The sequence below is a fragment of the Thermus oshimai DSM 12092 genome (assembly GCF_000373145.1).
Taxonomy (GTDB): Bacteria; Deinococcota; Deinococci; order Deinococcales; family Thermaceae; genus Thermus; species Thermus oshimai.
The window spans coordinates 231,403-246,547 of the sequence record NZ_KB890603.1 but is presented as its reverse complement, the minus strand read 5'-3'; the positions used below and the strand labels follow the sequence as shown (position 1 = coordinate 246,547).

General features: G+C 67.7%; 13 protein-coding genes. 8 read left to right on the top strand and 5 right to left on the bottom strand.

What is annotated here, in order from left to right:
* Positions 1 to 9: 9 nt before the first annotated feature.
* The gene (locus B043_RS0103630; RefSeq protein ID WP_018460974.1) at positions 10 to 1,788 is read right to left on the bottom strand and encodes a hypothetical protein; all 1,779 of its coding nucleotides are present in this window, start codon (positions 1,786 to 1,788) and stop codon (positions 10 to 12) included.
* A gap of 205 nt (positions 1,789 to 1,993) precedes the next feature.
* Between B043_RS0103630 and B043_RS0103625 the strand changes: the two genes are divergently transcribed.
* The 8 genes from B043_RS0103625 (at position 1,994) to B043_RS0103590 (ending at position 11,934) form a co-directional block, all read left to right on the top strand.
* The gene (locus B043_RS0103625; protein ID WP_018460973.1) at positions 1,994 to 2,269 is read left to right on the top strand and encodes an NIPSNAP family protein; all 276 of its coding nucleotides are present in this window, start codon (positions 1,994 to 1,996) and stop codon (positions 2,267 to 2,269) included.
* Between the two features lie 141 nt (positions 2,270 to 2,410).
* Positions 2,411 to 3,745, top strand: a complete 1,335-nt coding sequence (locus B043_RS0103620; RefSeq protein WP_026234111.1) for an FAD-dependent oxidoreductase — start codon at positions 2,411 to 2,413, stop codon at positions 3,743 to 3,745.
* A gap of 119 nt (positions 3,746 to 3,864) precedes the next feature.
* Positions 3,865 to 5,181 (top strand): isocitrate lyase, encoded by a 1,317-nt coding sequence (gene aceA, locus B043_RS0103615; protein ID WP_018460971.1) that lies wholly within the window; start codon positions 3,865 to 3,867, stop codon positions 5,179 to 5,181.
* Positions 5,182 to 5,275: 94 nt separating this feature from the next.
* The gene (locus B043_RS0103610; protein WP_018460970.1) at positions 5,276 to 8,038 is read left to right on the top strand and encodes a tetratricopeptide repeat protein; all 2,763 of its coding nucleotides are present in this window, start codon (positions 5,276 to 5,278) and stop codon (positions 8,036 to 8,038) included.
* 84 nt (positions 8,039 to 8,122) lie between these two features.
* Positions 8,123 to 8,875 carry a Fe-S cluster assembly ATPase SufC gene (gene sufC, locus B043_RS0103605; RefSeq protein WP_026234110.1) on the top strand — a complete coding sequence of 251 codons (753 nt, stop codon included), beginning with the start codon at positions 8,123 to 8,125 and terminating at the stop codon, positions 8,873 to 8,875.
* On the top strand, positions 8,872 to 10,278 hold the full coding sequence (sufB, locus tag B043_RS0103600; protein ID WP_018460968.1) for a Fe-S cluster assembly protein SufB: 1,407 nt from the start codon (positions 8,872 to 8,874) through the stop codon (positions 10,276 to 10,278). The genes sufC and sufB overlap by 4 nt, the downstream gene beginning before the upstream one ends.
* Positions 10,279 to 10,329: 51 nt before the next feature.
* Positions 10,330 to 11,622 carry a Fe-S cluster assembly protein SufD gene (sufD, locus tag B043_RS0103595; RefSeq protein ID WP_018460967.1) on the top strand — a complete coding sequence of 431 codons (1,293 nt, stop codon included), beginning with the start codon at positions 10,330 to 10,332 and terminating at the stop codon, positions 11,620 to 11,622.
* A gap of 9 nt (positions 11,623 to 11,631) precedes the next feature.
* Positions 11,632 to 11,934 (top strand): Rieske (2Fe-2S) protein, encoded by a 303-nt coding sequence (locus tag B043_RS0103590; RefSeq protein ID WP_016328393.1) that lies wholly within the window; start codon positions 11,632 to 11,634, stop codon positions 11,932 to 11,934.
* 54 nt (positions 11,935 to 11,988) lie between these two features.
* Here B043_RS0103590 and B043_RS0103585 read toward each other — a convergent pair whose 3' ends face one another.
* The 4 genes from B043_RS0103585 to B043_RS0103570 are packed head-to-tail and all read right to left on the bottom strand — an operon-like array spanning position 11,989 to position 15,113.
* Positions 11,989 to 13,248 carry a cytochrome b gene (locus tag B043_RS0103585; RefSeq protein ID WP_016328392.1) on the bottom strand — a complete coding sequence of 420 codons (1,260 nt, stop codon included), beginning with the start codon at positions 13,246 to 13,248 and terminating at the stop codon, positions 11,989 to 11,991.
* A 13-nt stretch (positions 13,249 to 13,261) separates the two neighbouring features.
* Complete coding sequence (locus B043_RS0103580) at positions 13,262 to 13,891, bottom strand: QcrA and Rieske domain-containing protein (RefSeq protein ID WP_016328391.1); 630 nt, start codon at positions 13,889 to 13,891, stop codon at positions 13,262 to 13,264.
* A 9-nt stretch (positions 13,892 to 13,900) separates the two neighbouring features.
* Entirely contained in the window at positions 13,901 to 14,383 is a 483-nt protein-coding gene (locus B043_RS0103575) for a DUF1129 domain-containing protein (RefSeq protein ID WP_018460966.1), read from the bottom strand.
* Positions 14,384 to 14,387: 4 nt separating this feature from the next.
* Positions 14,388 to 15,113, bottom strand: coding sequence for a c-type cytochrome (locus B043_RS0103570; RefSeq protein WP_018460965.1), 726 nt, complete (start codon positions 15,111 to 15,113; stop codon positions 14,388 to 14,390).
* Between the last annotated feature and the right edge of the window lie 32 nt (positions 15,114 to 15,145).

Below are 15,145 nucleotides of genomic sequence, written 5' to 3'. Positions count from 1 at the left end.
CCAACGGAGCTACTTCACCTGGACGGTGCCGGTGGCGAAGGCAGGGTTGCCACCGGTGTCGATGGCGCCTACCACCACACCCAGGGTAGCGGCGTAGTTGGGGGCGGTAACAGATGCAGAGTACTGGTTGTTGCTCCCGACAGTAGTAGGGGTCGGACCATCAAGGTAGTACTCCGCGCCCCCGGCCACGGCCTGGAGCAGGTAGATGCCCACACCATTGCCATACAAAGCCACGTTGTCGCTGGCGGTACCCGAAACGGTGAAGCTAGTACTGTTGCTCGGGGGCGTGGAGGGCAGGGTCACCGTCACGCTGGGCGGGGTGGTGTCGGTGGAACCGGTGGAGTAGCTCACACCCGAGGGCTGGTCCACGAAGCCGAAGTTCCCAGCCTGATCCACCGCCAGGAGACGGTACCGGGCACCGTTAGCAACAATGATGTTAGTAATGCTATCGTTGGAACCACTGTTGCTTTGATCGTCCTTTACCACCAAAACGAACTTGCCCGAGGTAGCGGGGATCAAAACGTAGTAGGTCAAGGACCCCACAGGGTTGCCGCCGACGTTGATGTTGATGATGTCAAAGGTGTTCGCGGTTCCGCCCGGGCCGAAGTTGGCGTTCACAGTAAGGGTGCGGTCCTCTTGCTGGACGGTGGGGGGGGTGGAGGGGAAAGGCTGATTACTGGTGTTGCCAAGAGCATCCGAAGCAGCGATGACACCAACGTTGTAGGGAATGCCAGCAGTCAGACCCAAGCTGGCCCAGGTCACACCGGCGCTTGGGGCATCAGGAAGATCCTTATCAATGTTGTTGGAGCCGACGTTAAAGCGAACCTTGTAGGTGATGCCGCCTACGCCAGCAGTGCCGTCGTTAGCCCCACTGCCACGGAAGAGCGTGGAACCAGCAATTTGCTGGGTTCCGGACAAGCCAACGAAGTCCTTGTCAAGCAGAGGACGGCGCACCTGCACCGTGGCAGAAGAGATGTCAGGAGCAACGTTATCCAGACCAAAAGAAGTCTGGACAACAACGTTGCTGTTGTTGTCTTGGACCTCTACAGTAACCTCCTCGCTGATAGTAAGGTTAGCGCTCTTAGCAAAGAGTACGGCGGGCTGCCCAGTCACAGGGGAGCCACTGGCAACAGGAGGTGTTACCACTACCTTGTACCCCGAGAGCTGGCCCGTGGTGCCACCGCTCGCCACGAGGTTGAAGGAGGGGCCGTTCCCCTGGAGGCTGTAGGTGGCCCCGCTGTAGCTCACGATCCCGACGGAAACCGTGACGTTCCCGTTCCCGTACCACTTAGTGTTCCCCACGGTCACGGGGGCGTTGGGGTTGTCCGTCTGGGAGACGGTGAGGCCCACCACCCGGTCCTGGTTCTGGAAGGTGGCCTGGATGGAGGCCGTCTTGGTGTTGCCCTGGACGTCGGTAACCTCGGCGCTCAGGGTGCGCTGGCCGTTGGGGAACTTGGGCTGGAGGGTGTTCGGGTCGTAGGCGGCGGTGTCAAAGGTGAGGGTGTACTCCACCGCCTGGGGGCGCAGGCCCTGGCTGGTGATGCGGGATACCTCCTGGCCGTCCACCTTAAGGACGATGCGCTGAATGCGTGCCCCTTCGTTGACCGTGATCTTCACCTGGGCAATGCCCGAGAGGACACCGTCGTTATAGGTAGGGGCAATGCCCACGGAGGTCACGGCACCGTCCCCGGTACCGCCGCCCCCTGTGCCGCCCTGCTGGCCGCAACCCGCAAAGAGCAGGGCCAGGGCAGCGGCCGTGGCCAAGACGAAGAACCTCTTTCCCTTCATAGCTCCATTCACCTCCTGCTGGATTCCGGCCCTTTGGGACTGTACCCCCGCGAGGGTTTCCAGCGGTTTCCCCCCGGGTGGGGGATGCAGCGGCAGGGCCTTGGAACCGTCAGCATCCAATGGGGATTCTAAAGGGAAGGCCCCCGGTTGTCAAGGGAAACTTCGGCCCAGGATTAAGAAAACCTAAAGGGGCTAAACTGGGCCCATGGTGCAGATGCGCCGCTACACCCTGAAGGAGGGGGCCAAGGAGGCCTTCCAGGAGGTCTTCTTGGGGGTCATCGTCCCCTTGAGGCGGGCTTTGGGGTTTAAGGTGCTCGGGGCCTACTGGCTTTCGGAAAGGGAGTTCTTGTGGTTCGTGGCCCACGAGAACTTTGAGGAGGCGGAAAAGGCCTACTACGAGCACCCCGAACGGAAGAAGGTGAACCCCGCCCAGTACATCGAGGCCATGGAGACCCGGTTCGTGGAGGCCCTGCCCCTTTAGGTACCCCGCCGAAGCGAAAGCTTCGGCGGGGGCCCCAGAGGAGGAGCCCGGTGCGCGCTTTCCTCTAAGGCTGGTGGGGACTGTTCACCGCAAGGGCACTTAGGGACATCCGCCCCCCTGGGGGTATGGGAGAATACCCCCATGGGTACGCGTCTAGTGGTGGTGGGGGGCGTGGCGGGAGGGGCTTCCGCCGCGGCCAAGGCCAAGCGGGAAAACCCCGAGCTGGAGGTGGTGGTCTACGAGAAGTCCGGCTGGGTGTCCTACGGGGCCTGCGGCCTGCCCTATGTGCTTTCGGGGGAGATCCCGAGCCTGGAGGCCCTGGTGGCCCGCACCCCCGAGGCCTTCCGCAAGGGGGGGGTCCTGGTCTATCCCCGGCACGAGGTGGTGGACGTGGACTACGCCTTGCGCACCCTCACGGTCTACAGCCACGAGGAGGGGCGCACCTTCCAGGAGCGGTTTGACCACCTGGTCCTGGCCACGGGGGCGAGGCCCGTGGTCCCTCCCGTGCCCGGGGTGGAGCAGGAAGGGGTCTACACCCTAAGGAGCATGGAGGACGGGGCGGCCCTCCTCGAGGCCCTGAAGGGGGCAAAAAGGGCCGCCATCCTGGGGGCGGGGTACATCGGCCTCGAGGTGGCGGAGGCCTTCCGCAAGCGGGGCCTGGAGGTGACCCTCCTGGAGGCCCAAGACCGCCCCCTCCCCCAGTGGGACCCGGAGGTGAGCGCCCTGGTGCGGGAGGAGCTCTCCCGGCACGGGGTGGAGGTCTGGACGGGGGTCCGGGCCCTGGCCCTCCGGGGGGCGGGCCGGGTGGAGGCGGTGGAGACCACGGAAGGGGTGGTGCCCGCGGATCTCGTGCTCCTGGCGGTGGGGGTGCGGCCCAACACCGCCTTAGCCCAGGCCATGGGGGTGGCCCTGGGGCCCACGGGGGCCATCGCCACGGACGAGCGGATGCGGACGAACCTAGAAGGGGTCTACGCCGCGGGGGACGTGGCGGAAAGCCGCCACCTCCTCCTAGGGAGGCCCTACTGGCTCCCCTTGGGGGACGTGGCCAACAAGCACGGGCGCACCGCGGGGGCGGTCATCGCCGGCAAGGAGGCCCGCTTCGCCGGGGTGGTGGGGACCGCGGTCTTCAAGGTCTTCGGGCTGGGGGTGGCCACCACCGGGCTTTCCCTGGAGCGGGCCCTTTCCGAGGGCTTCCGGGCGAAGAAGGTCTTCATCCGCGCGGAGGACAGCGCCCACTACTGGCCCGAGCACGCCCCCCTTTGGGTGGAGCTCGTGTACGAGGAGGGGACGGGCCGCCTCCTGGGCGGGGCGGTGGTGGGCCGGGGCCAGGCGGTGAAGCGCATAGACGTCCTGGCGGCCCTCCTCCACCAAAAGGGCACGGTGGAGGACCTCATGGGGCTGGACCTGGCCTACGCCCCCCCCTTCAGCCCCGTGTGGGACCCCCTCCTCATCGCCGCCCAGCAGGCCCGGGGCTAGGGCCGGGCCTTTTTGTGTAACTCTTTTGCCTTCACACTCCCCCGCCGTGTGGGAGGCTGGGCTTTACACCCTACACCAAAACCCCGCCCAGCCCAAACTGGGTCTTGGGAGGTGGAGGCATGGAACCCCTGAAGGTGCTCTCCCCGGAGATGCAGAAGGAAGCCGAGGCCCTGAAGAAGGAGTGGGCGGAAAACCCCCGCTGGAAGGGGGTGAGGCGGGACTACACCGCGGAGGACGTGGTGCGGCTCCGCCCCTCCGTCCAGGTGGAGTACACCCTGGCCAAGCGAGGAGCGGAGAAGCTCTGGCAGCTCCTCCACGAAAGGCCCTACGTGCACACCTTCGGGGCCTACACCGGGGCCATGGCGGTGGAGATGGTGCGGGCGGGCCTCGAGGCCATCTACCTTTCCGGCTGGCAGGTGGCCGCGGACGCCAACCTGGCCTGGCAGACCTACCCCGACCAGTCCCTCTACCCGGCCAACTCCGTGCCCCAAATCGTGAAGCGGATCAACAACGCCCTCATGCGGGCGGACATGATCGAGCGCTCCGAGGGCAAGGTGACCCGGGACTGGTACGTGCCCATCGTGGCCGACGCGGAGGCGGGCTTCGGAGGCGCCTTAAACGTCTTTGAGCTCACCCGGGCCATGATCGAGGCCGGGGCCGCGGGGATCCACTACGAGGACCAGCTGGCCAGCGAGAAGAAGTGCGGCCACCTGGGGGGGAAGGTCCTGGTGCCCACCGCCCAGCACATCCGCACCCTCCAGGCCGCCCGCCTGGCCGCGGACATCATGGGCGTGCCCACGGTGATCATCGCCCGCACCGACGCGGAGGCCGCCACCCTCATCACCAGCGGCATCGACGAGCGGGACCGGCCCTTCATCCTGAAAGGGGAGCGCACCCCCGAGGGCTTTTACCGGGTGAAGAACGGGATCGAGGCGGGGATCGCCCGCGCCCTGGCCTACGCCCCCTACGCGGACGTGCTCTGGATGGAGACCTCCAAACCCGACCTGGAGGAGGCGAGGAGGTTCGCCGAGGCCGTGAAGCGGGAGTTCCCGGACAAGCTTTTGGCCTACAACCTCTCCCCCTCCTTCAACTGGAAGAAGTTCCTGGACGAGGAGACCATCGCCAAGTTCAACCGGGAGCTGGGGGCCATGGGCTACAAGTTCCAGTTCATCACCCTGGCGGGCTGGCACACCCTGAACTACTACACCTGGGAGCTGGCCAAGGGGTACAAGGCCCGGGGGATGCCGGCCTTTGTGGAGCTCCAGGAGAAGGAGTTCCTGGCCCAGGCCCAGGGCTTCACCGCGGTGAAGCACCAGCGGGAGGTGGGGGCGGGCTACTTTGACGAGGTGGTCCTGGCCCTCACCCAGGGGGAGGCCTCCACCCTGGCCCTGAAGGGCTCCACCGAGGAGGCCCAGTTCAACGAGCCCGTGCACTGAGCACCCTCCAAGGCATGGAAGCCGCCCCAAGGGGCGGCTTTCTTTACACCTTGATATAGCGTTCTAGCAAAGCCTTTGCTACAGTGTAGGCAAGATGACATCCAGGTCTTCGGAACCTACACCCTGGCTGCGCTACCTGGAGGACCTCCGCCCCTACCTCAAGGGGAAGGACCACCGGGGGAAACGGGGCTCCCTGCGCTGGCTCGAGGCCCTCATGAGCGAGCGGGGGGGCCGGGCGGGGACGGTGCGGAACATCCTCTACAAGGACCTGGGGAGCCTGGAGGAAAAGGAAAGGCTTTACGGCCTCCTGGCCGACCTCTACCGGGAGGTGGGCCTGAAGCCCCCACCCCCCCCGGGGGAGCTCTTCCTGGAAAGCGCCCGCCGCGCCCTCGGGCGGGACAAAAGGCGCATCTTCCGCCGCTTCTTGAGGGAGCTGGAGCTTGGGGGCCGGCCCCAACTGGTGGTGGTGGGGGGGCCGGCCACGGGGAAGGGGGTGCTCCTCTCCGCGGTGCAAAGGGCCCTTTCCGCCCTGCCGGAGGAGCCCTTTTTCCTCAACCTGGGGGGGGAGCTGGCCCAGGCCCTCATCCCCCTGGCGGAGGCCTTAGGGGTGGAGGTCCAGGGCCTCCTCTCCCAGCTCTCCCCCACCCAGCCCTACCTCCTCCAGGGGGCCCTGCAGGGGGAGGTGCTCCAGGCCCTGGCCCAGGGCCTGAACCGCGCGGGCCGGCCCCTTCTCCTCCGGGCGGAGGCGGAGGGCAGCCTGGAGGGCCTCCCCCTAAGGGGTCCCGACGGGGTGCAGAAGGGGCTTTCCGCCTGGCTGGAGCCTTTCCTCAAGGCCCTGAGGATCCCCTACCTGGCCGCCCTCTCCGAGCCCCCCCCCACCCTCCCCTACCAGCCCCTCTCCCCCCCGAGCCGGGAGGAGGCCCGGCGCTTCGTGCGGGAACGGCTTCCCCACCTGCCCCCCGAGCGGGTGGAGGCCCTGGTGAACCAGGCGGGGCGGAACTTCGGGGAGCTTTCCCGGCTGGTGCTCCTGGAGGCCGCCAAGCACGACCCCAAGACCCCCCTCCAGGAAGACCCGGCCCTGAGGCCCCTCCTCCTGGCCCTCGCCGCCTTCAGCCCCGAGGCCGACCCCGCCTTCCCCGCGGCGCTGCTGGAAAAGGCCTTGGGCCGCCCCCTGGAAAAGCTCTCCCAGGCGGAGCGGGCCCTTCTGGAGTGGGTGGGGGATGGGCTGGTGCGCCCCGCGCTTCGGAGCCTCCTCCCCGAGGAGGCCCCCAAGGAACTCCACCTCCTGGCCCTGAGCTTCTTCCCGGAGGAGAACCTCTTCCGCCGCCTCTACCACGCCCGCAAGGGGGGGGCCTGGGCGGAGCTCCTTAGGGCTTTGGAGGAAGACCCCGCCCGGCTCGCCCTCCTCCCCGGCCTCTGGGTGGAGGCCCAAACCTGGCCCAAGGAGGCCCGGGAGGCCCTGGCCGCGGTGGTGGTGCGCTACCGGGCGGTCCTGGGCCAGTACGCCCACCCCGAGGCGGAGGAGGCCCTTTCGGTCCTGAGGGAGGCGGAAAACCCGGCCCTAAGGGCCTGGGCCCGCATCAAGGCCGCGGAGGCCAAGGCGGACGCGGCGCTTTACAAGGAGGCGGAGGAGCTCCTGCCCCCCTTGGAAGACCTGAACCTCCTGGACGAGACGGGGCGGGCGGAGGGGCTTCTCGTCATGGCCGCGGTGGAGCGCTGGAAGGGGGACTACGAACGGGCGGCCTCCTACGCGGAGGCCGCGGAACGCCTCCCCGTGGCCCCTTTCCTAAAGGACCGGGTGCAGCTTTGGCGGGGCCTGGTGGCCAAGGACCTGGGCCGCTACGAGGAGGCCCTGGCCGCCCTGGAAAAGGTGGGGCACGACCCCCTTCTCCTGGGGCGGGCCCGCTACCAGATGGGGGACCTCCTCATGCGCCTGGGGCGCCTCGAGGCCAAGGCCCGCATGGAGGAGGGCCTGAAGGCCCTGGAAGAGGCCGGGGCCCCCAAGGACGAGGTGGCCCGGGTCCGGGCCCGCTACGGGACGCTCCTCAGGCGGCTTGGGCTTTACGAGGAGGCGGAAAAGGCCCTCCTCCAGGCCCTCTCCGAGGCGGAAGACCCCTTCACCCGGGCCCGGGTGGAAAGCGAGGCCGGGATCCTGGAGGCCGCCCGGGGCCGGCCTTTTGAGGCCCTGGCCTACCTGGAGGCCGCGGAGCGCTACTTCCGCACCACCTCGGAAAGGCCCAAGGAGGCCCGCTACCGCCACCTGCGCACCCTCTTCCGCCTGGGGGCGGCCTACCTCCTCCTGGAGGCGGGCCAGCCCTACCGCCCGCCCTTCCTGGGGGGGCTTAGGGCGGAGGAGGCGGGAAGGCTCCTAGAGGCCCTCCTCACCGCCATCCCCGAGGAGGCCACGGACCGGTACACCGCCCTCAGGCTGGACACGGCCAGCCTCCTCGCCCTCCTCCTCCCCCCCGAGGAGGGGCTTGGCCTCCTAAGGCCCTTCCTGGGCCTGGAAAACCCCTACCTCCGGGCCCAGGCCCGGCTGGGCTACGCGGAGATCCTGGCCCGCAAGGGGGCCTACGGGGAGGCCCTGGCCCAGGTGGTGGCCCTCCCCCCCCTGGAGGACCCTGGCCTCTGGGCCCAGGCCCGGGCGGTGGAGGTCCTGGCCCTCCTGGGCCTGGGGGAACGGGAGGCCGCCTGGGCCAAGGTGCGGGAGGCCGCCCAAGGGGGCCTTCCCCGCCCCTTCCGCTTCCAGCTGGGCCGGGCCCTGGGCCGCTTCTGCCCGGAGCTCAAGGCGCGGCTTCCCCAAGGCCCCCTGGCCCTCCCCGAGGCCCTGGGCTTCGCCCTGGCAAATCCTGACTAAATCACTAGACTTTCTTGGGGCAGGGGGCTATACTCTTATTGCAAGTGGGTCGCAACTAGGGCGGCCCCGAGGAGGCAGATGGGCATGAACCAGCTGGAAATCCGCGATCTCTGGGCTTCCATTGACGGCGAGACCATCCTCAAAGGGGTGAACCTGGTGGTGCCCAAAGGCCAGGTCCACGCCCTTATGGGCCCCAACGGGGCGGGGAAGAGCACCCTGGGCAAGATCCTGGCCGGCGACCCCGAGTACACGGTGGAGCGGGGGGAGATCCTGTTGGACGGGGAGAACATCCTGGAGCTCTCCCCGGACGAAAGGGCCCGCAAGGGGCTCTTCCTGGCCTTCCAGTACCCGGTGGAGGTCCCCGGGGTGACCATCGCCAACTTCCTGCGCCTGGCCCTGCAGGCCCGGCTGGGGCGGGAGGTGGGGGTGGCGGAGTTCTGGACCAAGGTGAAGCGGGCCCTGGAGCTTTTGGACTGGGACGAGAGCTACCTCTCCCGTTACCTCAACGAGGGCTTCTCCGGCGGGGAGAAGAAGCGGAACGAGATCCTGCAGCTTCTGGTCCTCGAGCCCACCTACGCGGTCCTGGACGAGACGGACTCGGGGCTGGACATCGACGCGCTAAAGGTGGTGGCCCGGGGGGTGAACGCCATGCGGGGACCCAACTTCGGGGCCCTGGTCATCACCCACTACCAGCGCCTTCTCAACTACATCGTCCCCGACCGGGTCCACGTGATGATGGACGGCCGGGTGGTGGCCGAGGGCGGCCCCGAGCTGGCCCTGGAGCTCGAGGCCAAGGGGTACGAGTGGCTTAGGGAGAAGGTCAAGGAGGGGGCATGAGCGAGCTGGAGCTTAAGAGCATCGGGGAGGAGTACAAGTACCACTTCGTGGACGAGATCCGCCCCGTGTACGTGGCCGAGCGGGGCCTCACCAAGAAGGTCATCGAGGCCATCAGCTACCACAAGGGCGAGCCCGAGTGGATGCTGAAGTTCCGCCTCCGGGCCTTTGAGATCTTCCAGAAGAAGCCCATGCCCACCTGGGGCCCGGACCTCTCGGGGCTGGACCTGGAGGACCTGGTCTACTACGTGAAGCCCGCGGAGGTGCGGGACGCCAAAAGCTGGGAGGAGATCCCGGAGGAGATCCGCAGGACCTACGAAAGGCTCGGCATCCCCGAGGCGGAGCGCAAGGTCCTGGCCGGGGTGGGGGCCCAGTACGACTCGGAGATGGTCTACCACCGGGTGAAGGAGGAGCTGGAGCGGCAAGGGGTCATCTTCGTGGCCATCGAGGAGGGGATGAAGAAGTACGAGGACCTCTTCCGCGAGTACTTCGCCAAGGTGGTCCCCCCCGAGGACAACAAGTTCGCCGCCCTGAACTCCGCCGCCTGGTCCGGGGGTTCCTTCGTCTACATCCCCCCCGGGGTCAAGGTGGAGCTCCCCTTGCAGGCCTACTTCCGGGTGAACACCCCCGAGTTCGGCCAGTTTGAGCGCACCCTCATCATCGTGGACGAAGGGGCCGAGGTGCACTACATCGAGGGGTGCACCGCCCCCATGTACTCCACCGAGAGCCTCCACACCGGGGTCATCGAGATCGTGGTGAAGCGGGGGGCCAGGAGCCGCTACACCACCATCCAGAACTGGTCCACCAACATGTACAACCTGGTGACCCAGCGGGCCCTGGTCTACGGGGAGGCCTTCCACGAGTGGGTGGACGGGAACCTGGGCTCCAAGGTCACCATGAAGTACCCCTCCAGCTACCTCCTGGAGCCGGGGGCCCGCACGGAGATCCTCTCCATCGCCTTCGCCAAGACGGGCCAGCACCAGGACACCGGGGGGAAGATCATCCTGGCCGCCCCCCACACCTCGGGCACCATCGTGTCCAAGAGCATCTCCAAGGGGGAGGGCCGGGCCAGCTACCGGGGGCTGGTGAAGGTTATGGAGGGGGCCCGCCACGCCAAGGTGAACGTGGAGTGCGACGCCCTCCTCATCGACGAGGAAAGCCGCACGGACACCTACCCCTACATCGAGATCCAGGAGGAAACCGCCCACGTGGGCCACGAGGCCACGGTCTCCAAGATCAACGACGAGCAGATCTTCTACCTGCAGACCCGGGGCCTCAAGGAGGACGAGGCCGCGGCCCTGATCGTCCGGGGCTTCATCGAGCCCATCGCCAAGGAGCTCCCTCTGGAGTACGCGGTGGAGCTCAACAAGCTCATTGAGCTGGAGATGGAGGGCTCGGTGGGCTAAAGGCCCCCTTTCCCCCGCCCCCTTGGGGGCGGGGGCTCTTCTGGAGGCAGCATGCAGGTTCTGGACAAAAGCGCCCTAGAAACCCTTTCCCAAAGGCTTAACGAGCCCAAGTGGCTTCTGGAGGCGAGGCTAAAGGCCCTGGAGGCCTTCCACCGCCTCCCCTACCCTTCCCGCAAGGACGAGGCCTGGCGGTACACCGACCTCTCCGAGGCCCCCTTGGAGGCGGCCCTCGAGGCCCCCCAGGGGCTCAAGCTCTCCCGGGACGAGCTCCCCGAGGCGGTGAAAAGGCGGCTGGAGAAGACGGACGCCGCCGCCTTCCTGGTCTTCGTGGGGCCGGATCTGGTCTACGCCGAGGTCCCGGAGGAGCTCAAGGAGAAGGGCCTGGTCTTCACCTCCCTGGCCGAGGCCTTGAAAACCCATCCCGAGAAGGTGGAGGGGGCCCTTTTCCAGGCGGTGTTCACCGAGGACAAGTTCGCGGCCCAAAACGCCGCCTTCTTCACTCACGGGGCCTTCCTCTACGTGCCCGCGGGGCTGGAGGTGGACCGGCCCCTAGGGGTCTTCAAGTACCTAGAGGGGGGCGTGGCCTCCGCGGGCCGGACCCTCATCGTCCTGGAGGACAACGCCAAGGCCGCCTACATTGAGGAGTACCTCTCGGAGGACCTCCCCCCCACCCTGCACCTCTCCGCCACGGAGATGCTCCTCCGCCCAGGGTCTAGGCTCCGCCACGCCCACGTGGAGACCTTCGGCCACGGGGTCTGGCACTTCCACCGGCAAAGGGCCCTTCTGGAGCGGGACGCGGGGCTCAACGACCTGGTGGCGAACCTGGGGGGGCGGTACGCCCGGAGCGAGGTGGCCTCGGAGCTTTTGGGCCCGGGGGCGGAAAGCGAGATGCTGGGGCTTTACTTCGCCCACGGGGACCAGCAGTTTGACCACTACACCCTCCAGCACCACGTGGCCCACCACACCCGCTCCGACCTCCTCTACAAGGGCGCGGTGAAGGACGACGCCCGCGCGGTCTTCTCCGGCCTCATCCGCCTGGAGAAGGGGGCCCAGAAGACGGACGCCTACCAGGCCAACCGCAACCTCCTCCTCTCCCCCACCGCCCGGGTGGACTCCATCCCCCAGCTGGAGATCGGGGCCAACGACGTGCGCTGCACCCACGGGAGCACCACCGCCCCCGTGGACGAGATGCAGCTCTTCTACCTCCAGTCCCGGGGCCTGCCCAAGGCCCTGGCCCAGGAGCTTCTGGTGAAGGCCCACCTGGGGGATGTCCTCTCCCGCATCCCCTTGAAGGCCCTGAGGGCCCACCTGGAGGCGGTGATCGAGGAGAAGGTGCGCTTCTAAAGGGTGGTTATGTGGACCCCTGTGGCCCGGCTCTCCGAGTTCCGCGAAGGCCGCCTGGTGGTGCGTCGGCCCGAGCACAAGCGGCCCATCCTCCTCCTCCACACGGGGGAGGAGGTCTTCGCCCTGGAGGACCTCTGCACCCACGACGACGGCCCCCTGCACGAGGGGGAGGTGGAGGAGGGGGCCATCGTCTGCCCCCGGCACGGGGCGCGGTTTGACCTGAGGACCGGCCGGGGCACCCTGCCCGCCCCCCGGCCGGTGAAGGTCTTCCCCGTGCGGGTGGAAGGAGAGGTGGTCTACCTGGACCTCTAAAGGCGCACCCCGCCGAAGCGTCCGCCTCGGCGGGGGCCCCAGAAGGAAGGGCCGCTACAGGGCCCTTTCTTCCTTTTTGCCGTAGAAGATGCGCATCAGGGTGTAGGAGAGGAAGAAGGTGAGGAGGGGACCCCCTAGGACCAGGGTCCAGAGCACGGCGTTGTTCCCCAGGAGGGAGCCCTGCTGCTGGAAGTCGATCTTGTACCCCGCCAGGGTGCTCATGAGGAAGAAGACCAGGAGGGCCAGGATGACGCTGGTGCGCACGGGGTGCTCCGAGGGGAGCTCGAGGTAGCGCATCTTGTCCTTGCGGGTGTCCACGAAGGGGAGGAGAAGGCCCACCAGGCCCAGGAGGCCGGGGACGATCGCCCCCCCGATGAACTCCGGCCCGATGGTGGCCCCGAAGAGGTGGAACTCCCAGCTGGAGGGGATGATCTGCAGGATGCCGTAGATCCAGAGGAAGTACCAGTCGGGCTTCACCGCAGGGGTGTTGGGGGTGGGGGGCCCGAAGGCCTCGATGGGGTGGGCCAGGAAGGCCCCGGCGATGATGGTCATGAGGCCCACGTAGAGGGCGAAGAGGATGCCCATCATGACCATCTGCTGGGGGTACATGGGCACGCCCAGGATCTTCCCCGGGGCCACGCGCTCGGCGTAGCGGGGCTGGGTATGCTTCTGCTTCATCATCACCAGGAGGTGGAGGCCGATGAGGGCCATGAGGGCCAGGGGAAGCCAGAGCACATGCAGGCTATAGAGCCTGGGGATGGACTTCTCCGAGCCCGGGAACTCCCCTCCGAACATGATCTGGGCCAGGCCCTCCCCGATCCAGGGGATGGAGGTGGCGATGCCGTAGCCGATGCGGGTGGCGGTCACCGCGTAGTTGTCGTAGGGCAGGGCGTAGCCGGTGAAGGCGGTGACCACGGAAAGGCCGAGGAGGGCAAGCCCCACCAGGTAGTTGAGCTCCCGGGGCTTCTTGTAGGCCCCGGAGAGGAGGATGCGGAGCATGTGGAGGAAGGCCGCGGCGATCATCACGTGGGCCGACCAGTGGTGGAGGCTCCGGATCACCGCCCCGAAGGGGAGGCTGTCGATGTAGAGGACGCTCCCGTAGGCCGCGGGCACCGTGCGTCCGTCGGGGAGCTTCACCTCCCGGATGGAGGGCTCGTAGTTCAGGGTGAGGAAGATCCCGGTGAGCACCAGCACGATGAAGGCGAAGAGGGTGATCTCCCCCAGGAAGAAGCTATGGTGCACGGGGAAGGCCTTGCGGAGGACCTTTTGGTAAAGCCCCGAGAGGTCTAGGCGTTCGTCCAGCCACTTGTACATGGCGCTTTCCCTCCTACACCAGGCGGCAGCTTCCAGCGGAAGCCTGCACGCCCACCGGACCCAAGAACTCCCCGGCGGCCACCAAGACCCCCCCTTCCACCTTGAGGGGGAGCTGGGGGATGGGCCTGGGCGGGGGGCCGGCCACGATGCGGGCCCCCGTCTTCAGGTCAAAGGTGCCGCCGTGGCAGGGGCAGAGGGCCGCCCCCTTGTCCGCCACCCACTGGCTCACGATGCACCCCAGGTGGGTGCAGACCGCGGAGTAGGCCACGATCCCGTCCACCGCGTGCTCTGCGGTTTCCGGGGACAGCTCCTCTGGAGGGTAGCGGACCACGAGGAGGGTGTTCTTGGCCTCCCCGCTCTTCACCACCTGGGTCTTGGGGTCCATGGGGTAGGCCAGGATGAAGGGGTCGCCGGGCTTCAGGTCCTCCGGGCGTATGGGCTTCCCCTGGCCTCCCCCTTGGGCGAAGACCAGGATGTCCCCCGGCTTTAAGGGCTCCTTGTCGGGGGTGACCACCACCTTGGGCCGGAGGCTCGCCCCCACGTAGAAGGCCGAAACCAGGGAAACCCCGATGCCCGTGCCGATGGCCGCCTTGAGGAAGAGGCGGCGCCTCGAGGTGCGTAGACGGATCTCGCGCTCGTCCATGGTGCTCCTTTACCAGGGAAAGCCGCTCTTCTCCTCCTCGGTGATGACCTCTTCCCGGCCGAAGAAGCGCCGGTAAACGCCGAGGAGGGCCGCCACCACCAGGCTCATGCCCCCGAAGACGAGGCCCTGGAGCCAGGTGGGGTTGTGCCCCGTCTGGGCGGAGTAGACGATGAGGCGCACGAAGAAGCCGGAAAGGGCGGTGAGGAGGAGGGCCAGGATCACGCCCGCGGCCACCGGGGCGGTGGCGGGGGTGGGGAAGTGCCGGCCCGGGCGGAGCTCTAGGCCTTCCAACCAGTAGGAGATGAGGCCCATGAGGCCGTAGAGGAGGAGGACCGCCCCGAAGGCCATGAGGCCGATCTGGCCCACGGAAAGCTCCTCGGGGGTGTGGCCCAAGAGCCTGGCGATGTAGAGGCCATCCAGGTAGGCCGCGTAGAAGAGGCCCAGGGCCAGGATGAGGCTAAAGGTGGGGAGAACGGGATCGTTCCGGTACATCCTCTCACTCCACGGGGCCGAAGCTGTTGCCCCAGCTGTTGCGGATGTAGGTGGCCACCGCCTTGAGCTCCTCCTCGCTGAAGGCCGCCCCCACCGCGGGCATGGCCCCCCGGCCGTTCTTGATGACGTTCAGGACCATGGCCGCGTCCTGCAGGTTGGCGTTCCCCGCCAGGGCCGGGAAGGCCGGGGGCATCCCCTGGCCCGTGGCCTGGTGGCAGGCGGCGCAGTGGGCCTCGTAGATGGCCTTGCCCTTCTCCATGAGGGCGGGGTCCACGCCCGCGGCGGGCTGGACCGCCCCCTCCCCGTGGGCGGCCTCCTGGGCCGGAGGGGCCACCTCGGCCACGATCTTCTCCGCGGCGGGGGAAAGGGCGAAGTAGCTCCAGATCCCCCCCAGGACCACCACCGTGGCCACCACGTACCAGAGGGGGTTAACGCGCACGGGCTCCACCGGGAGGTCGGGCTCCCCCACGGAAAGGCGCAGTTCCACCGTGCCCGAGACCTCCCCCCCCTCGTCCACCCCCAGGACCAGGACGTCGGGGTAGTTGTTTACGGTGAAGGGGACCTCCCGCACCTCCTGCCCCCCTCCCCGGAAGTGGGTGACGATGCGTAGCCGGTGCTCGCCGTCGGGGATCTTGCGGGTGTCCAGGTGGAGCCGATACGGGGGCTCCTTGAGGACGGCTAGGGGTTCCTTCGCCTCGTCCAGGTAGACTTCCATGCGGTCTACGACCATTGCGCCTCCCTATTCGTGAAGAGGGGTACAAA